This is a genomic window from Phenylobacterium sp. (assembly GCF_044358365.1).
Lineage (GTDB): Bacteria > Pseudomonadota > Alphaproteobacteria > Caulobacterales > Caulobacteraceae > Phenylobacterium.
Window position 1 is genome coordinate 1 of record NZ_JBIKNZ010000067.1, and the last position, 18,102, is coordinate 18,102.

The window sequence follows — 18,102 nt, forward strand, 5'->3', positions numbered from 1 at the left end:
CACATGACAGAGGATGACCCATGCATGCCGGCCTCCTTCACCAGCATGCAGCTTGAATCACTCCATCACTGATTTGGGAATCCCTCCCGATTCACAGCGTAGGGAAACCGCTCTAGATCACGTTCTTCGAGACTGGATTGAAACAATCCAATCTCGAAGAACGTGATCGCCCTCATATGTTTATAGCGGGTTGCGGGCGGAAAACCGGTTCCCACTTTTCCTCAACCGGCTCTAGGCCCGTGCCGCCACGGCCAAGGCGGTGAAGTCGCTGAAGACGCCGTCGACGCCGGCGGCGTAGAGGGCCTTTACAACAGCGATGGCGTCGCCGTGGTCGGCGGGGGAGGTCCCGCGCTGCAGGCTCTTGGGCAGGAAAGCGTTCTCGGCCCGGATGGTCCAGGGATGCACTGCCAGCCCTGCGGCATGGGCCTCGCGCACCAGGGCAGTGGGCTGGCCCAGCACGCCGCCGGTGGTGGGAATCACCAACGGCCACTCCGGCCCCAGACCCTCGGCGAAGGCGGCGATGGCCTTGATACCGGCGGCGGATTTCACATCGACGGGGGCGGGACCCTGGCTCACCAGCATCACCCGGCGGGCCTTGCCGATCAGGCCATAGGCCTTCAGCGGCGCCACTTCGAAACACTGGACGAAGACAGGCGCCGTGCGGCTGTTCAGGTCGTTGACCTTCAGCATGTCCGCCAGCCGCTGCTCCATCGGCAGGCCGATGCCGGCGAAGTAGGTCGGGTGCTTCATTTCCGGATAGGTGCCGATCACGCGGCCCACGCGGCGGCTCTCGGCCTTCGCCAGGTCGATCACCTCCTGATAGGTGGGGATCACGTCCTGGCCGTCGAACTTCGCGCTGCCGGGCCGCAGCTGCGGCAGCCGCTCCCGCGCCCGCAGGGTCTTGAGTTCGGCGAGGGTGAAGTCTTCGGTGAACCAGCCGCTGAGCTTTTCGCCGTCGATCACCTTGTCGGTCTTGCGGGCGGCGAACTCGGGGCGGGCGGCCACATCCGTCGTGCCGCCGATCTCGTTCTCGTGGCGGACCACGAAATGCCCATCCTTCGTCACCACCAGATCCGGCTCGATGAAATCACAGCCCTCCGAGATGGCCAGACGATAGGCCATCAGAGTGTGCTCGGGCCGTTCGCCGCTGGCGCCGCGATGGGCGATGACCAGGGGCTTTGACTTCGGCTTTGCAAGGGCGGGCATGGCGGCGGCGGCCAGGGTTGCGGCGGTGAGGGTGCGGCGTGTGATCATCAGGCCATCCTAGCGCTACTTTGCGGCAGTGAGACGACTCAGCAGAAGGGGATGGATATCCAGGTTGCCGGCGAGGATGGAGCCCGTCGACAGGATGGCCTCGCCGCCGTCCGCGTCCGTCACCTTCCCGCCGGCTTCGGTCACCAGCAACATGCCGGCCGCGTAGTCCCAGGCGGAGGAGCCCCGATCCCAGAAGGCGTCGAGGCGGCCGGCCGCGACCCAGGCCAGATCCAGCGCCGTGGCGCCCAGGCTGCGCACGCCGGCCACCCTTTGAGTCATCTGGTGCAGTTCCTTGAGGAAGTGGGCGTGCTGGCCGTGGCCGAGGTGTGGGACGCCGGTAGATATCACGGCCTCGTCCAACCTCTGCCGCGCCGCCACCCGCAGGCGGTGGTCGTTGACGAAGGCGCCGCGGCCCTTTTCGGCCCAGAACAGCTCGTTGGTGATCGGATTGTAGGTCACCGCCGCCACGATCGCACCATCGCGCTGCAGGGCGATGTTGATGGCGAAGTGGGGGATGGCGTGCAGGAAGTTGGTGGTGCCGTCCAGCGGGTCGACGATCCAGGTGTGGGTCTTGTCGGTGCCCTCGATCAGCCCCCGCTCCTCGCCGTGGAAGCTGTAGCCGGGCCGGGCCCGCGACAGCTCCTCGAAGATCACCTGCTCGGCCTTGAGGTCGGCGGCGGTGACGAAGTCGGCGGGCGCCTTCTTGGCCACCTGCAGCTCGGCCAGCTCGCCGAAATCACGATTGAGCCCCCGCGCCGCCTTGCGCGCGGCGTCGCTCATCACCTTCAGAAGGGCGGATTGGGTGCTCACGGTGTGAAAGATCTCGGCAGGGGATAAGGGCGCGGAACCTAGTCGCGAGCGCCTGCGAAGGCAAGGCGGGACCCGGCCCGGGCCCTCGCGCGGTCAGCCGGTGTCGGCGGCAGGCGGCCGGGCGGCGGGGGCGTCTTCGCCGCCGGGGTCATCTGCGCCTTCAAGGTCATCGCCATCGCCGTCCTGATCTTCGTCGTGCCGCTGGTGGAGATCGCGCCAGTGGTCGGCCAGGTCTTCGGGCAGGCCCAGGGTGCGGCAGGCGCGCTGCACCTGGGCGTCGAGGTCGGCGGTGGTGAAGTCGTCGGCCTCGGTCCAGTCGTCGATCTCACGATCGAGGCGCTCGGTGAGCCCGGCGCGGGTTGCGGCGTCGGCGGCGTGGGCATGGATCACCTCGCCCACCGCCGCCTGAAGCTCCATGATCCGGTCGCCCTCGGCGTCGTCGGCCAGGAATTCACGTTTCTGCGCGGCCAGGTCGATCCCGGGCCGGGGTATGGTGCGCACCCTCAGGTTCGTGGCGTCAGCAGCCAGCTTCGCCTTCAGCGCCAGGGTCTGGCGCAGGCAACGCGAGGCGCGCTGGTAGGACCGGCTGAGATCAGCAACCTCGCCGGCCTCGCTGGCGGCCATCAGCTGCGCATGAACGTGTCGGACCGCGCTGAAGTCCAGCTCTGCCAGTTCGGCCAGCATCTGTGCGTCACGATCAGGGGTTGTCGCGGTCATGTCCGGGAGAGGACCACAGAGCTACGACAGGTTCGGACGTAGCTTAGAGGGGCTGGGTGGATTTTCTGCAGCCTTGCGGCGCTATGCCGGTGGGCGTGTGCTGATCCTGTCTCTTTAGGGCGGCCCGCAGGGGTTAAGTAAAGTTTCACCGTAACCTCCAATCTCGGACTACCGGACACCCGTTTCAGTTGGTTCGGTCAGAACGTCCTTTCGATCTGAAGGGCAAATGCGCGGCGGCTGGTGCGGTCGCGGATCTCGATACTGTTAATCGGCGCTATACCGCGCAGACCGTTATAGCGGGTCAGTTCGCGATCAATGCTGCTGCCGAACAACTGGTTGACTTCGACGCGCAGCTTGGTCGCAAGCCCTATGTTCCATTCGCTAAAGATCGAAAAATCTGGCCCACGCTTGAACTCGCCTATCAACTGGCTACGGAATGTGCGGTAGGGCGGGGCAAGGCTGAAACTGCCGCCATAGGTGACGTGCGGGTTGACGATATGGCGATAGCTGACCGTCGTGTCGGCGAACTCGGCCCCTTGCAGCGGGCGTACAGCCCCGTTGAACGGATCGCGCACCGAAGTCTTTCGCCAGGCGGCATCAATCGTCAGTTCCGCCCCACGCAGAAAAAAGCCAAGAGGAACCGTGGCGAGCACATCTACGCCAAAGCTGCTGGCTGACGGGATATTGCCAACACCCTGGCCTTCGCCGACTGGCCGGACGTCGATCACGTTGGTCAGCCGCTCACCGACAAGGGTAACGCTGACGCTGCCCCGAGTACCCCAGCGGCGTTCGGCCGTCAGTCGCAGCCCATCGGTCTGCGATGGCTGGAGTGCGCTATTGGTCTGGGTCGAGGAGCCATCGGCAACCTGTTGGGCGCCGACGAAATCGCCAAAGTCGAGCTGACCGACTTTGCGCTCCGCCCGCAGACTCAGCGTCGTTCGGCTGGTTGGGTTCCACGTCACCACAAAGCGCGGTTTGAAAAACCGATATGTATTGGCGGATTGCAGCGGCTCCGCCTGGGCGATGCGCGACATCTCAATCGCAACGGTCCCTTCGATGGATACCTCGGCGATGCCTGAATAGTTTGCCGAAAGAGCTGCGGAGCCCCGTGTTTCCGCCACGCGGGTTCGGTCAGCATCCAGCGGCGTCGTGCCTTGATTGTCGATCTGCACGAAGTCCGTGTTGGCCACCAGGGTCGTGCGTACCCCCTCGAGGGCCACGTCCACTGCAAGCTTTGGCCAGCGCGGCGCCCAGGTCGCTCGCAGGATGCTTTCCGACTGGTTATCGTTCGATGTGAAGCGCGAGCTCGCGATTGCCCCGGACGGAAACTCGGCCCCGGCCAGTTCTGAGACCGTATTGTTCGTCCAGGTCTGCAGTCCGATCAGCTTGGCTTCGCCGCGACCGACAGGGCGTTTCAGTTCCAGTGAGAGTTCTGCGCTGCGACTGGGGTCATCATCGGCTTCGATCTGGGTTCTTGCGGGCGAGACCGTGCCAGCTGGAAAGGCATCGAAACGAGATCTGCGACGAAAATTGCTGGATCGCAGCGATGTCGCCAGCGTGGTGCTCACCCCCGCAATCGGGGCGGCAACGCTGAGCGATCCTGCGTAGTTGGTATAGCTTCGGCGATCAATCAACGGACCAGACTCGATCGCCGTTCCCAAACCGTCGACCAGCCGCTGCTGGCCGCTGAGCAGCGTGAGCCCGTCAGTACCGCCTTTCAGGCTCGCCGAAAGGGCGGCGCCGCCAAGCGATCCCTTCCATGATCCGGCGGCGGATGGCCCGAAGCGATCCCCCTGCGTTGTCTGGCCGCGCAGGCGCAGCGTGCCGCTGCTGCCGGCAGAGCCCTTGAGGATGACGTTCGCAACCAGCCGACTACCGCCGCCCTGCAGGCCAGTGGCGGCTCCGTCGAGCAGGTCGATCCGCTCCACTGTTCTGGCAGGAATGCGCCGCAACACTTCGGAAAGCATGACGTCCTTGGTCGCTGGTCGCGCGCCATTGATCAGGACATTGCCCGCTGCATCACCAAAGCCGCGCAGGTTTTCGCTCGCAACCAGCGTGAACCCCGGCACGCGGTCCAGCATGTCGAGCGCATTTTGCGCCTGAACATCGGCAAAAAATGCCGCCGGATAACTCGCGCGGGCAGTTGAGTCGGCTGCTGTCTGCGCGCTGGACGGGCTGCACCAGCCGATCATCGCGGCAATACTGATGGCAATTCGATATTTCATCCGCACCTCCGTTTGGGGCGCAATAGGGCGCCAGGGCTGCGGCAGCGTTGGCGGATGGTTGCAATGGTGTTGCGACAGGCAGACGGTGGCTCAGTCTTCGCCCATGCCGCCGACGGGGATGATGATTTCAGCCAGTGCCCCGCCGCCATCGGCCGCACTCAGCCGCAGCGAGCCGCCGTGCGCGCGGGCGATGGCGCTGACGATCGCCAGCCCCAGCCCCGAGCCACCGGACTGGCGCGAGCGCGATTCATCGCCGCGCGCAAAGGCGGCGGCCAGGGATTGCGGGTCGTCGCTCGGCCATCCGGGGCCATTGTCGCGCACCGCGAGCAGGATCTTATCGGCGGCGGGGCGCACCGACACCTGAATGTCGGTTCCCGGCGCATAGCGAATGGCGTTGGCAACCAGATTGACCAGCGCGCGCTCGATACGCCCCGGATCAACCCGCGCGACGATAGGCGTGGCATCCAGCAGCAGCGAACCGCCCCGTTCAGCCGCATCGTGCTGCAACGTTTCGACGACTGACGCGGCGAGGCCGTCGAGCGCGACCGGTTCGCGGTCGAGATGCATGTCTGTACCCAGCGGCGACGCCAGCAGATTGAGGTCAGCGACAAGTTGATCGACAAGGCCGATCTGGCGCAACAGGCTATCCAGCAAGGCGGCGTCAAGCACGAAAACGCCCGATTGCACCCCGATCAACCGGCCGCGCAACACCGACAAGGGCGTGCGCAGTTCATGCGCAATGGCGGCGGAGCGCATGTGCACATCATTGTCGGCAGCGGACAAGGCACGGGTCATCGCTGCAAAATCGCGGTGCAGTTCGGCAATTTCCCGCGGCGCCCCCCGCCCTATCGCCGGCGGGGCCTGGCGGTCACCCGCTGCGATTTTGCGCGCGCTGCTGGCAAGCGCTTCGATGGGCGCGGCAATTCTACCTGCAGAAATGACCGCAAACCCGGCGCAGCAGACGGCAGTCAGCAGGATAATACCACCCAATGCCCAGCCGTAATTCAGGTGCCAGGGCGCAAAGCCGTGATCCATCTTGAAGTCATAAACCAGCGGCGAGCACTGCCCCCACGTATCAAGCAGGCGCGCCAATTGCATTTTGTCCGCGGGCGCCAGGCTCGCCATGAACAGCTGGTCGCGCAGGGCATAGACATAATCCGGCGCAAATGCCGCGACCAGTGCTGCGAACACGCTGATGATGATGGCGCTGAGCGCGATCCTCGCCCGCAAACCCTGGATCATGCCAGATCCAGTCGATAGCCCTGGCCGCGAATGCTGGTGAGGGTTACCCCACTGCCCGGCAAGCGTTCGATCTTCTGCCGCAGTCGGCTGATATGTGGATCGACTGACCGGTCAAAGGCTTCCTCGCCAAGCGCGATATCCACAATCTGGCCGCGCGTGATCAGCCTGCCGCCGCGCTCAACGAACAGGTGCAGCAACTTGAACTCGGTCGGCGTCAGGTCGAGCGGCTGCGATCCGGCGAAGGCGCAGAATGCGTCGATGTCGATGCGGATGTTGCCAAAGGACATGACGGCGTGAGCCGCCTGGCGCCGTTGCCGCCCGGCGAGCACCTTGGCGCGCGCAACGATTTCGAGCGGGTTGAAGGGCTTGACGACATAATCATCGCACCCGAGCCGAAACCCCGCCAGCTTGTCGATTTGCTCGCCCAGCGCACTCAAGATGATGACACCGGGCTGGACCGCACCGGCGCGCAGCTCCGCCAGCACTGACATGCCATCGCGCCCGGGCAGGCGCAGATCGAGGATGACGATATCCGGTCGCCACCAGCGCGCCGTATCGACCGCGCTTTCGCCATCGCCGACAATCAGGCAATCGGCGCTTTCACGGCGAAAGAACGCATCGACAATCTCTGAAATCTCGGGTTCGTCTTCAACAATGAGAATCCTGACGCCCGCGAGCGTCATATCGACAGTGCTGACTGCCGCACTCGGCATATGCATGCTCCTTCAGTGCTGTATGGCTTCCATCGTGATAGCGTCTACCAGCAACTTACCGCTCTTGTCGGAAATCGACGCGCCGATCAGCATGCGGACAGTTCCAACCGGCGCCTTGGCTCTGATGGTACGCAAGTTCCAGCCCCTGGCGTCAATCCATGGCTTGTCATAGTCGTTAACATAGACAGACCGCTTACCGTCGGCATCGAAAAACGCCATCCAGAGGCCGGCTGTGCTCGCGACATTACTCCGTTTCAGCCAGCCTGAGACTGCCAGGGTTCGGCCCGCAAGATCAGGCAGTGCAATACTCTGGATCGTCCCGGCATAGCCGACTGTGGAGGTCTTCTCGTCAAAGCCGATTTCAAGCGCTTGCTTGCCATCATGGACGTCCTGCGTCGTCAGCACATATCCGGATTCAGCCTTGTCGGGGCGCCAGGCCTGCAGCGTTTCGGGCGATCCTGGCTGCAGGTCTTCAAAGCCGCCATTCTTCAGCAGCGATGCATCCTGCGCCATGGCGACCAATGGCGCGCACAGCGCCATCGTGAGGATTAACGGTTGGACCGCAGAGCGAATTTTGATTTGCATGATGAGGGAGACCTTTCAGGGGCGTGCTCTACGCCCGTGGTTCAGTAGGACCGGCGCGCATTCGATTGAGGCCGTCGATCCTGTCGCCACTGCGCGCCGTCAGAATTTCCGTGCGCGTACCGGCGGTCGGCGGCTTGGCGGAGCGCCACGTAATGACGAGCCGCATGACCATGACCCCCAGCACGCTCACACCCAGCAGGACATGCACATCCGTCCACCATTCTGCGGCTTTGCTGCGCGGCGCGACAAGTTCATAGCCAAGCGCAAGGCCGATCAGCAGCGCCGGCAGGATAAGCGCCGCCGCACTCCAGTGCATGAGCCGCATCATTCGCGGATATCGTTCGATCATGCGCAGCATCCTCCGCTACCCCTAATTGATCAGGGGTTTTGCCGCTGCGTTGTGCAAATGTTGCGATTCGATTGCGAAGAGCTGGCGCCGGTGGCGCGCGACATTGGGCAGCCAGGGAATTACAGGGACGCCATACCCATTGCGGCAAGCTGTTCCAGAGCAGCCGAGCCTGTGGCCCGCCCCCTCCATCCCCCGCCCTTCGGCGTGCGGTCCCCCTCCCGCCGCTTTGAGGGGGAGGTAAGGGCTTTGCGTTTGCTTGGGCGCGCCTAGCGCGGCAGGCTTATGGCGGAGAGGGTGGGATTCGAACCCACGATACCCTTCCAGGTACGCCGCATTTCGAGTGCGGTACTTTCAACCACTCAGCCACCTCTCCAGAGCCAGCAAACGGGACCACAAGGGGTCCCGTCGAGCGAGCGCGGAACCTAATCATCGCGGCCCGGGGGCGCAAGGGGGCAGGTGGCGCGGATTTCAGCGGGGGTAGAGGATCATTTGGGTGCAGCGGAAGACGGCCATGATCTTGCCGGTGGTGGCGTTTGTGGCCTCCGCGTCCCAGACCTGGGTCATACGGCCGCCGTGCAGCAGGCGCGCCTCGCAGGTGACCTGTTCGCCGATCCTGGCCGTGCCCAGGTAGTTGGTCTTGATCTCGACGGTAGTGAAGCCGCTGGCGCCCTCGGGCAGGGAGGCCACGCAGCTGTAGCCGCAGGCGCTGTCCACCAGGGCCACGATAGAGGCGGCGTGCAGGAAGCCGTTGGCCGCCATGTGCTGCTTGCCCACGGTGAAGCCGCCGGCGGCGTGGCCGTTGGAAACATCCTCCCACGCGATGCCGAGTTCGCCCGGCAGGGTGCCCTTCTGCCGCTCTTCGAACAGGGCCGCCTGATTGCCTTCGAGCATGGTCGTGATCTCCGTCGGGTGTCGGGACATGGGAAACTGACGTTGCGAAAGCCAAGGGGCCAGTCAGCCGGCTTCGGCCCTTGCCCGCGGAGTCGGGGGCGTCGAGAGTGGCGGCGAAGCACGGGGCGGATGCGATGACCGATCAGATGATCTCCTTTGGCGCCAAGCTGGCGTTACATGCGGCGCGCCGGCCGGATGCGCCGGCGGTCAGCTGTGGGGCAGAGACACTCACCTATCGGCAGCTGCATCGCCTGTCGAACCGCGTCGCCCGGGGCCTGGCGGCCCGCGGGGTGAAGTTCGGGGATCTGGTGACCGTGGGCCTACCCAACTCCGTGGGGTTCGTGGCGATCTGCTACGGGATCTGGAAGCTGGGGGCCACGCCGCAGCCGGTGTCGTTCCGGCTGCCCAAGGGGGAGCTGCAGGCGATCATTGAACTGGCAAAGGCGCCGCTGGTGATCGCGGAGTTCACCCACGAGGTCGACCGCCCGGTGGTGTCTGTGGCCGATCTGCTCGCCCTCTCCGATGATGACAGCGACCTGCCCGACCAGATCCCGCCGATCTCGAAGGCGCCCACGAGCGGGGGATCAACGGGCCGCCCGAAGCTGATCCTGGCGGGCCAGCCGGGGCTGTCGTTGAAGGAGGCGACCGAGGTGCCGTTCTACGGGATCCGCACGGGCCAAACGGTGCTGCTGCCGGCGCCGCTCTATCACAACGCCCCATTCACCCTGACCATGAGCGCGACCCAGGCGGGGGCCCATGTGGTGCTGACGCCGCGGTTCGATCCGGAGGGCACGCTGGCGGAGATTGCGGCGCGCAAGGTGGAATGGCTCTACCTGGTGCCGACCATGATGAACCGGATCTGGCATCTGCCGGAGGATGTGCGCGGGCGGTATGACATTTCGAGCGTTCACACCCTCTGGCACATGGCGGCGCCCTGTCCGCCCTGGCTGAAGGAAGCCTTCATCCACTGGATCGCGCCGGGTGAGGTGATGGAGCTCTATGCGGGCACCGAGGCCCAGGCGATCTCCATCATTTCGGGTTCGGAGTGGCTGACGCACCGGGGATCGGTGGGCCGCGTGGCCGTCGGCGAGATGAAGGTCGTGGGGGAGGACGGCGCCGAACTGCCGCCCGGCGAGGTGGGCGAGATCTACATGCGCCGGGCCCCGGGCGTGGCGGAGACCTACAGATATCTGGGCGCCGACGCGCGGACGATCTCTGACGGCTGGGAGAGCCTGGGCGACCTGGGGTCTTTCGACGTCGAGGGCTATCTCTATCTGGCCGACCGGCGCACGGACATGATCCTGGTGGGGGGCTCCAACGTCTATCCCGCCGAGATCGAGGCGGCGCTGGAGGAGCATCCGGCGGTGCAGTCGTGCGCGGTGATCGGCCTGCCGGACGACGACCTGGGCGCCCGCATCCACGCCATCGTCAATGTGCAGGGCGAGGTCACGCCCGAGGACCTGAAGGCGCATCTGGCGGACCGGCTGGTGACCTACAAGCGGCCGAAGTCGTTCGAGTTCGTGGATGAACCGGTGCGCGACGACGCGGGCAAGGTGCGGCGCACGGCGCTCAGGGATGCGCGGATCAAGGCGGGGTGATCACACTACGGGGTGTCATCCCGGTTTCGCGGCCCCGCGAAGACCGGGACCCATAGACGCCGGCCGGTCCGGACAAGGTCGAAGCGGGGCCGCCGTACCGAATCTCTGACCCCGGCGTTTATGGGTCCCGGTCTTTCACCTGCGGTGAAAACCGGGATGACACTGGGGGGTTTGGCGGGCTATCGACCAAAGAAATCACGGGGGAGCGGATGAGTATCAAGGGCAAGGCCTATGTGATGGGGGTCTATGAGCACCCCACACGCGATGCGCCGGACAAGACGACGGCCCAGCTTCACGCCGAAAGCGCGCGCGGTGCGCTGGCGGATGCCGGGCTGAGCTTTGACGATGTCGACGGCTACTTCTGCGCCGGCGATGCGCCCGGGTTCGGGGCCATGTCGATGGTCGACTACATGGGCCTGAAAAATGTCCGCCACATGGACACCACCGAGACCGGCGGCTCGTCCTACATCGTCCACCTGCACCACGCCGCCCAGGCGATTGCGGCGGGCAAGTGCAGCGTGGCGCTGATCACCCTGGCGGGTCGGCCCCGCAATGGCGGCAACCGGCCGGGCGGCGGCGGCGGCGGGCGTCCGCCGGCGGGCCTCACCGACGGCGCGCCGGAGCAGGGCTTCGAGAGCATCTATGGCGGCTCGACCCACAACACCTACGGCATGTGCGCCATGCGCCACATGCACGAGTATGGCACCACCTCGGAGCAGCTGGCCTGGATCAAGGTGGCGGCTAGCCATCATGCGCAATGGAACGAGCATGCGTTCCTGAAGAGCGTGGTCACGGTTGAGGATGTGCTGAACTCGCGGATGATCGCGGATCCGCTGCACCTGCTGGACTGCTGCGTGGTGACGGATGGCGGCGGGGCGGTGGTGGTGACGTCGCCTGAGGTGGCGCGGACACTGAAGCGGCCGATGGTGAAACTGATCGGGGCCGGTGAGGCGCCGAAGCTGCAGATGGGCGGCAAGGGCCTGGACCTGACGACCTCTGGCGCTGTCTGGTCGGGACCTGCGGCGTTCGCGGAAGCCGGCGTCACGCCTTCGGACATCAAGTATGCGTCGATCTACGACAGCTTCACCATCACGGTGCTGATGCAGATCGAGGACCTCGGCTTCTGCAAGAAGGGTGAGGGCGGCAGGTTCGTGGCCGACGGCAATCTGATCTCCGGCGTCGGCAAGCTGCCGTTCAACACTGACGGCGGCGGGCTCTGCAACAATCACCCGACCAATCGCGGCGGCATCACCAAGATCATCGAGGCCGTGCGTCAGTTGCGCGGCGAGGCGCACCCCAAGGTGCAGGTGGCCAACTGCGATCTGGCCATCGCCCACGGTACGGGCGGTTCGCTGGGCGTGCGCCACGGCGCCGCCACCGCCATCATGGAACGGGAGTCCTGAGCATGTCCGAAATCATGACCCGGCCGATCCCGGCCCCTGCCGTAAACCTGGAATCCAAGCCGTTCTTCGACGCCGCCGAGGAGGGCCGCTTCCTGATCAAGCGCTGCAATGCCTGTGGCGAGGCCCACTGGTATCCGCGCACAATCTGCCCGAACTGCCACTCGGACGATACGGTCTGGGAGGAGAGCCCGGGCGAGGGGGTGATCTACACCTATTCGGTCATGTACCGCTCGCCGACCGGTCCCTACGCCATCGGCTATGTGACGCTGAACGAGGGCCCCACGATGATGACCAACTTCGTCGACGTGGCGCCGGATGGACTTGCGATCGGCATGAAGGTCAAGGTGAAGTTCCAGCCGACCGAAGGCGGTGCGCCTGTCCCGGTGTTCGCGCCGGTCTAGCCTGCCACGGGTTTGACCCGGGACGCGGCCACGCGGGCGCGTTCGCGGGCCTGATCGACACTGTCGCCGCGCGCCAGGGCTACGCCCATGCGGCGGCGCTCGAAGCTCTCGGGCTTGCCGAACAGGCGAAGGTCGGCGCCCGGGACGCTGAGAGCCTCGGCAACGCCGTCGAAGGCTATGCCTGTGGCTTCCATCCCGCCGTAGATCACGGCACTGGCGCCAGGCTCGCGCAACGAGACGTCGACGGGCAGGCCCAGGATCGCGCGGGCGTGCAGGGCGAACTCGCTCTGGTGCTGGGTGGCCAGGGTGACCAGGCCCGTGTCATGCGGGCGGGGCGAGACTTCCGAGAACCAGACCTCGTCGCCTTTCACGAACAGCTCCACGCCGAACAGGCCGAGGCCGCCCAGCGCATCGGTGACGGCCCTGGCTATGTCGCGTGAGCGGGCGAGGGCCTTTGGCGACATGGCCTGGGGTTGCCAGCTTTCCACATAGTCGCCCTTCACCTGGCGGTGACCGATGGGGTCGCAGAAGCTGGTCTCCACCTGGCCCCCTCGCAGGCTGCGGACCGTGAGCTGGGTGATCTCGAAGTCGAAATCGACGCGGCCCTCGACGATCACCCGGGCCTGCTCCACGCGACCGGAGGCCAAGGCATAGGCCCAGGCTGCGGCGATCTGATCCGGCGTCTCGACGTACGACTGGCCCTTGCCGGAGGAACTCATCACGGGCTTCACGAAGCAAGGAAAGCCGACGGCTTCGGCGCCGGCCGCGAGTTCGGCCTCGGTCGAGGCGAAGGCATAGGCGCTGGTGGTCAGGCCCAGCTCTTCGGCGGCCAGCTTGCGGATGCCCTCGCGGTTCATGGTCAGTTGCGCGGCGCGGGCGGTGGGAATCACCGTCGCCAGTCCGTCAGCCTCGATACGCGCCAGCTCGTTCGTAGCGATCGCCTCGATCTCCGGTACGATCAGGTGCGGCTGCTCGGCCTCGACCAGGGCGCGCAGGGCCTCCGCATCCGTCATGGCGATGACGTGACCGCGGTGCGCCACCTGCATGGCCGGGGCGTCGGCGTAGCGATCCACGGCGATGACCTCGCAGCCCAGGCGCTGGAATTCGATAGCGAGCTCCTTGCCCAGCTCCCCCGAGCCCAGCAGCATGACCCGGACAGCGGTCGGCGAAAGCGGGGTGCCGAGACGCATAGTCTAGAGTTTCGCCTTCGCAGCCGCTGCCACGCCTTCGGCGGTGATGCCGAAGTGCTTATAGAGCACCTCGGCGGGGGCGCTGGCGCCGAACCCGTCCATGCCGACGAAGACGCCGTCTTCGCCGATGAAGCGGGCCCAGCCCATGCTGACGCCGGCCTCGACGGCGACCCTGACCTCGGTCTCGCCGATGACAGCGGCCTGATAGTCTGTCGACTGGGCGGCGAACAGCTCCCAGCAGGGGGTGGACACCACGCGGGTTCCGATCCCCTCGGCTTCCAGCATGGCGCGGGCCTCCATGGCGACCGAGACCTCGGTGCCGGACGCGAAGATCGTCACCAGGGCCGGGCGTTCGGCGCCGGCCAGCTGATAGGCGCCGCGGGCCGACAGGTTCTCCCCGGCGACGATCGTGCGAACGGCAGGAACCTTCTGGCGGGACAGCGCCATGACGGAGGGCGTGTCGCGGGCGGCCAGAGCCAGTTTCCAGCACTCCGCCGTCTCCACGGCGTCTGCCGGGCGGAAGACCAGCAGGTTCGGGATAGCGCGCAGGGACGCCACGTGCTCGACCGGCTGGTGGGTTGGCCCGTCCTCGCCGACGCCGATGCTGTCGTGGGTCATCACATGGATCACCCGCGCACCCATCAGGGCGCCCAGACGGATCGCGGGACGGCTGTAGTCGGAGAACACCAGGAAGGTGCCCGAATAGGGGATCACGCCCCCGTGCAGGGCCATGCCGTTCATGGCCGCCGCCATGCCGAACTCGCGCACGCCGTAGTGGACGTAGCGCCCGGTGTAATCGGGGGCGTCAAACGCGCCCATGCCCTTGACGATGGTATTGTTGGAGCCGGTCAGGTCGGCTGAGCCGCCGACCATTTCCGGGATGGCCGGGATCAGCCTGTCGAGGGCCGAGCCGGAGTGCTGGCGGGTGGCCGCAGCGGGCTTTTCGGCCTCGGCTTTCGCGATGTGGGCGTCGATTTCGGCGTAGGCGCCGCCGGGCAGGTCGCCTGCCATGGCGCGCTCGAACTCGGATTTGTGGGCCGACTGCGAGAGCCCGGCCTCCCAGGACTTGCGCACCCTGGCGCCCTTGCGGCCGGCGGCGCGCCAGGACTTCAGAATATCGTCCGGCACAGTGAAGGGCGGGGCGGTCCAGCCCATGGCCTTGCGCGCGTCGGCGATCTGATCGTCGAACAGGGTATAGCCGTGGCTGTGGGGGTCGCCTTCCTTGGGCCCGGCGCCCTTCGAGATCAGGGTCTTGCAGGCGATCATCGTGGGTCGGTCCTGGCGGGTCGCCCAGCGCAGCGCCGCCGCGATCTTGCCATGGTCGTGGCCGTCCACCGCCTTGACCGCCCAGCCCGCGGCCTTGAAGCGGGCCAGCTGGTCGCCGGTTTCCGAGATCGTGGCCTCACCGTCGATGGTGGTGTTGTTGTCGTCGAACAGGACAGTGAGCTTCGACAGTTTCAGCCGCCCGGCCAGGCTGATCGCCTCATGGCTGACGCCTTCCATCAAGCAGCCGTCGCCGGCGATGACCCAGGTGCGGTGATCAACCAGGGCGTCGCCGAAACGGGCGTTCACGTGCCGCTCGGCCATCGCCATGCCGACCGCGGTGGCCAGGCCCTGACCTAACGGGCCAGTGGTCGTCTCGACGCCGGGCGTGTGGCCGTACTCGGGGTGACCGGGCGTGTTGGAGCCCAGCTGCCGGAAATTCCTGATCTGCTCCATGGTCACGGCCTTGACGCCGGTCAGGTGCAGCAGGGCGTACAGCAGCATTGAGCCGTGGCCCGCCGACAGCACGAAGCGGTCGCGGTCGGCCCAGTCGGGACGCGCCGCGTCATACTTCAGGAACTTCGTGAACAGCACGGTGGCGACGTCGGCCATGCCCATCGGCATGCCCTGGTGGCCGGATTTGGCTTTGTGGACGGCGTCCATTGAAAGAACACGGATGGCGTCGGCCATGGTTTTCAGCGGCGCGGGCATCGGACCTTTAGGGGCTGGTCAAGGGTTGTCAGGGGCGCTCGCCTCGCACGCGGGCGCGGACGGGTCAAGAAAACCGCCTCGAATTCGCAGATTGCTGCGTCTGTGGCATACAGGGTCCAGACGGCCTTCGGAGACTGCCATGACCCCAGGCGATAGCGCGCTCGATCTTGCCGCCAGACGGCTTGAGAGTGCGGTGCATGTATTGGAGCAGAGATTGTCCCAGCGTCTGAAGGCCGTCGGCGACGATGCCGGGGGACGGTTCGATCTGGACCGCGCCCGGCTTGCGGCCGAACTTGACCAGGCCCGCGCCCGCGAGCGAGAGCTGGAAGAGGCCGGGGCCCAGGCCTCTGTGGCTCTGGGCAATGCTATCGAGGAAATTCGCGCCGCACTCGCCGGCCAGACGACGGAGGCCTGACCCTTGGCCCAGATCAATGTGGACGTGAACGGTCGCCCCTATGCCGTCGGGTGCGAAGACGGGCAGGAACCGCATCTGGTGGAGCTGGCGCGGATCTTCGACCAACAGGTTCGCCAGATTTCCCAGGACATGGGGCAGCTGGGCGACACCCGACTGTTCCTGATGGGCGCCCTGTTGCTGGCCGACGAACTCTATGATGCGCGGAACCGGCTGGAGGGCCTGCAGGCCGAGGTGACCCGGCTGGAGAATGAGCGGTCGCGGATCGAGGGTCGCGCGGTGAGCGCACTGGAAGCCGCGGCGACCCGGATCGAAAGGCTGGGCGCTGCTGACGCGGTCTGAGACCCTCCCCGCCTTGCTGGAGCGCTGACGTGTTGGTGATCTTTTCGAGGCTCTCGATCCAAGCTTCCGATCGCGACTGGATCGACAGCATCAGGCGGGCTCACGACCCGCAGTACGCTTTCGTGCCGCCGCACTTCACGTTCGTCTTCCCGTTCACCGGCATAGCGGTCGAAGATGTTCTTGCGCACGCTCGTAAGGTTATCGAAGGCACGACGACCTTGGCGTTCCGACTTTCCCGGGCGGCGGCTGTTGATGATCCATCTGGTCATGGCAGCCACCTTTTCCTTCTGCCGTCCGAAGGTGCGGATGCCATGCGGGCGCTTCACGCTCGGCTTTATTCGGGAATCCTTGAATCCAAACTGCGTCCTGACATTCCGTTCCTGCCTCACGTGACGGTGGGAGCCTTCAAGGCGCGAGAGGATGCGGAACACGTGGCCGCGTCGCTGCGGAGCGTCGATATTCGAGGCGATCTTGAGGGGCTGAATCTTGCAGATTTTGATGGCGAGAGCGTCACAGAACTGCACCACGTCCGCTTCGCTTGACGCCGAATCCCTTCTCCCCTTGCGGGACCATTGTGTAATTCAGGCTGGTGCCAGAATTGGCCTATGCGCCCCTTCGCCCCTTGTGGGAGAAGGTGGGCGCCGAAGGCGGCCGGATGAGGGGTCGCGCCGCCCTATCGAAATGATTTCAATGCCTTATCGGAGAGGATTATCGACCCCTCATCCGACCTCGCTTCGCGAGGCCACCTTCTCCCACAAGGGGTGAAGGGGCGTGGCGTCGAGCTCTCTCGCTATCTGGAATTATGCAACGGTCCCGCAAGGGGAGGAAGGTGCGCGCCGAGTCTTGCTGATGTCTGCGCCGTCTTGAGACCGTGGGTTCAATGGGTATTTCCGAGAGGTGCGTTGGGGAAAACAAGCATCAGCGCCGACCCTGCATCCGACCCAGCAGATGCGACAGCGCCGGGATCAGTTCCCGCTGCTCGACCTGCCGGTAGTGGTGATCGGCCGGCAGGGCCTCTACCAGTCGCCGATGCGCGGTCCCCAGATTGTGGTACGGCAACCTCGGCATCAGGTGGTGCAGGGCATGATAGCGCAGGCCCACCGGCGCCCACAGGAACGGCAGCATGGCTGGCGGCGGGACATTCACGGTGTCCAGAAACTGATCCAGCACAGCCATCTGTTCCCCATCATTCTCCCAGTAATGGGCGACGGCCGTGCGTAGCTGGTTCAGCACGGTCATCAGGCTGAAGATCACCATGGCGATGATCAGGGCGCGCAGCGGGATCACGCCGACCGCAGTCAGACCCAGCACGGTCCAGCTCCAGAGCCAGGCGCCGATCTCCTGAGCCAGCCAGGGCGCGCTGCGCGCACGGTCGAAATCGTCACGCGAGAAGCCGGTGTTGATGACCATGCCGGAAGTTCTGGCGATCACGAACCGGCGCAGCGGCGGGATCAGAAAGCTCAAGGGCGCCAGAACCGCAAACCGCAGGAACACGCCGATGGGCGCCAGGAAGGCGATGCCCACAAAGGCGGCCAGCTCATGGGGCGGCCTGCGGGCCAGCGGGTGGTACTCGGGATCGCGCGCAGTGCCGTAGCGGTCCTTGGCGTGATGCAGGATGTGGACGCCTTCGTAGAGCAGCGACGGCGTCAGCCAGGGCACGCCGATCAGCACATTCCAGGCGAAGTGAAAGCCCGGCACGTCGTCGCGCCGCAGGTGGGTAAGCTCATGGATGAAGCTGATGCCGCGATAGAGGGCGAGGATACAGACCACGCCCGCCGTCAGCATCCAGCCTGTAGATTGGCTGGTCGTGGCGACCGCCAGACTCAACCAGGTCACGGCGGCGGTCACCGAAAGGTCCAGCCAATAGACACGCGGACTCGCCACCGCCAGGTCGCGGGCGAGTTCGTTGGCCTGGCGGGCCAGGCTGGCTCCGGTATCTGTGGCGACGCTCACGCGGTCGGCTTGTCCTTGTTGCGGATCGTGGACTTAGGCGTTT

Annotated in this window: 18 protein-coding genes and 1 tRNA gene; 6 read left to right on the plus strand and 13 right to left on the minus strand. The window is 65.7% G+C overall.

Annotated features, from left to right (window positions below; all coding sequences use genetic code 11):
* Positions 1 to 231: 231 nt before the first annotated feature.
* The 10 genes from ACIQ3B_RS14870 to ACIQ3B_RS14915 all read right to left on the minus strand — a co-directional run bounded on the left by ACIQ3B_RS14870 (position 232) and on the right by ACIQ3B_RS14915 (position 8,786).
* Positions 232 to 1,254, minus strand: coding sequence for a glycerophosphodiester phosphodiesterase (locus ACIQ3B_RS14870; protein ID WP_397403904.1), 1,023 nt, complete (start codon positions 1,252 to 1,254; stop codon positions 232 to 234).
* Between the two features lie 15 nt (positions 1,255 to 1,269).
* Positions 1,270 to 2,064, minus strand: a complete 795-nt coding sequence (locus tag ACIQ3B_RS14875; protein ID WP_397403906.1) for an inositol monophosphatase family protein — start codon at positions 2,062 to 2,064, stop codon at positions 1,270 to 1,272.
* A 93-nt stretch (positions 2,065 to 2,157) separates the two neighbouring features.
* Positions 2,158 to 2,781, minus strand: a complete 624-nt coding sequence (locus tag ACIQ3B_RS14880) for a hypothetical protein (protein WP_397403908.1) — start codon at positions 2,779 to 2,781, stop codon at positions 2,158 to 2,160.
* Positions 2,782 to 2,978: 197 nt separating this feature from the next.
* Positions 2,979 to 5,006, minus strand: a complete 2,028-nt coding sequence (locus ACIQ3B_RS14885) for a TonB-dependent receptor plug domain-containing protein (protein WP_397403910.1) — start codon at positions 5,004 to 5,006, stop codon at positions 2,979 to 2,981.
* Positions 5,007 to 5,096: 90 nt separating this feature from the next.
* Positions 5,097 to 6,248 (minus strand): sensor histidine kinase, encoded by a 1,152-nt coding sequence (locus ACIQ3B_RS14890; RefSeq protein ID WP_397403912.1) that lies wholly within the window; start codon positions 6,246 to 6,248, stop codon positions 5,097 to 5,099.
* Positions 6,245 to 6,961 (minus strand): response regulator transcription factor, encoded by a 717-nt coding sequence (locus tag ACIQ3B_RS14895; protein ID WP_397403914.1) that lies wholly within the window; start codon positions 6,959 to 6,961, stop codon positions 6,245 to 6,247. Before ACIQ3B_RS14895 ends, ACIQ3B_RS14890 begins: the two co-directional genes overlap by 4 nt.
* A 12-nt stretch (positions 6,962 to 6,973) precedes the next feature.
* Positions 6,974 to 7,546, minus strand: coding sequence for a hypothetical protein (locus ACIQ3B_RS14900; protein ID WP_397403916.1), 573 nt, complete (start codon positions 7,544 to 7,546; stop codon positions 6,974 to 6,976).
* A 28-nt stretch (positions 7,547 to 7,574) separates the two neighbouring features.
* Complete coding sequence (locus tag ACIQ3B_RS14905) at positions 7,575 to 7,895, minus strand: cytochrome b/b6 domain-containing protein (RefSeq protein WP_397403918.1); 321 nt, start codon at positions 7,893 to 7,895, stop codon at positions 7,575 to 7,577.
* A 283-nt stretch (positions 7,896 to 8,178) separates the two neighbouring features.
* Positions 8,179 to 8,268 (minus strand) — tRNA-Ser (locus tag ACIQ3B_RS14910).
* Between the two features lie 95 nt (positions 8,269 to 8,363).
* Positions 8,364 to 8,786 carry a PaaI family thioesterase gene (locus ACIQ3B_RS14915; protein ID WP_397403920.1) on the minus strand — a complete coding sequence of 141 codons (423 nt, stop codon included), beginning with the start codon at positions 8,784 to 8,786 and terminating at the stop codon, positions 8,364 to 8,366.
* A gap of 134 nt (positions 8,787 to 8,920) precedes the next feature.
* On the opposite strand from ACIQ3B_RS14915, the gene ACIQ3B_RS14920 reads away from it, so the two are divergent.
* The 3 genes from ACIQ3B_RS14920 (at position 8,921) to ACIQ3B_RS14930 (ending at position 12,188) form a co-directional block, all read left to right on the plus strand.
* On the plus strand, positions 8,921 to 10,384 hold the full coding sequence (locus ACIQ3B_RS14920) for an AMP-binding protein (protein WP_397403922.1): 1,464 nt from the start codon (positions 8,921 to 8,923) through the stop codon (positions 10,382 to 10,384).
* A 209-nt stretch (positions 10,385 to 10,593) separates the two neighbouring features.
* Positions 10,594 to 11,787, plus strand: coding sequence for a thiolase domain-containing protein (locus ACIQ3B_RS14925; RefSeq protein ID WP_397403924.1), 1,194 nt, complete (start codon positions 10,594 to 10,596; stop codon positions 11,785 to 11,787).
* Positions 11,788 to 11,789: 2 nt separating this feature from the next.
* Positions 11,790 to 12,188, plus strand: coding sequence for a Zn-ribbon domain-containing OB-fold protein (locus ACIQ3B_RS14930; protein ID WP_397403926.1), 399 nt, complete (start codon positions 11,790 to 11,792; stop codon positions 12,186 to 12,188).
* Here the strand turns inward: ACIQ3B_RS14930 and purT are convergent.
* Both purT and tkt read right to left on the minus strand, forming a co-directional pair.
* Positions 12,185 to 13,378 (minus strand): formate-dependent phosphoribosylglycinamide formyltransferase, encoded by a 1,194-nt coding sequence (purT, locus tag ACIQ3B_RS14935; RefSeq protein ID WP_397403927.1) that lies wholly within the window; start codon positions 13,376 to 13,378, stop codon positions 12,185 to 12,187. The two genes, ACIQ3B_RS14930 and purT, sit on opposite strands and share 4 nt — an antisense overlap.
* 3 nt (positions 13,379 to 13,381) lie before the next feature.
* On the minus strand, positions 13,382 to 15,352 hold the full coding sequence (gene tkt / locus ACIQ3B_RS14940; RefSeq protein ID WP_397403929.1) for a transketolase: 1,971 nt from the start codon (positions 15,350 to 15,352) through the stop codon (positions 13,382 to 13,384).
* A 139-nt stretch (positions 15,353 to 15,491) separates the two neighbouring features.
* Between tkt and ACIQ3B_RS14945 the strand changes: the two genes are divergently transcribed.
* The 3 genes from ACIQ3B_RS14945 to ACIQ3B_RS14955 are packed head-to-tail and all read left to right on the plus strand — an operon-like array spanning position 15,492 to position 16,648.
* Positions 15,492 to 15,767: a DUF4164 family protein gene (locus ACIQ3B_RS14945; RefSeq protein ID WP_397403930.1), complete on the plus strand. Its 276-nt coding sequence runs from the start codon at positions 15,492 to 15,494 to the stop codon at positions 15,765 to 15,767.
* Positions 15,768 to 15,770: 3 nt separating this feature from the next.
* Positions 15,771 to 16,106: a cell division protein ZapA gene (locus tag ACIQ3B_RS14950; RefSeq protein ID WP_397403931.1), complete on the plus strand. Its 336-nt coding sequence runs from the start codon at positions 15,771 to 15,773 to the stop codon at positions 16,104 to 16,106.
* A 29-nt stretch (positions 16,107 to 16,135) separates the two neighbouring features.
* Positions 16,136 to 16,648, plus strand: a complete 513-nt coding sequence (locus tag ACIQ3B_RS14955) for a 2'-5' RNA ligase family protein (protein WP_397403933.1) — start codon at positions 16,136 to 16,138, stop codon at positions 16,646 to 16,648.
* 376 nt (positions 16,649 to 17,024) lie between these two features.
* On the opposite strand, the gene ACIQ3B_RS14960 is transcribed toward ACIQ3B_RS14955, so the two are convergent.
* Positions 17,025 to 18,059 carry a fatty acid desaturase family protein gene (locus ACIQ3B_RS14960; protein WP_397403935.1) on the minus strand — a complete coding sequence of 345 codons (1,035 nt, stop codon included), beginning with the start codon at positions 18,057 to 18,059 and terminating at the stop codon, positions 17,025 to 17,027.
* Positions 18,060 to 18,102 lie beyond the last annotated feature (43 nt).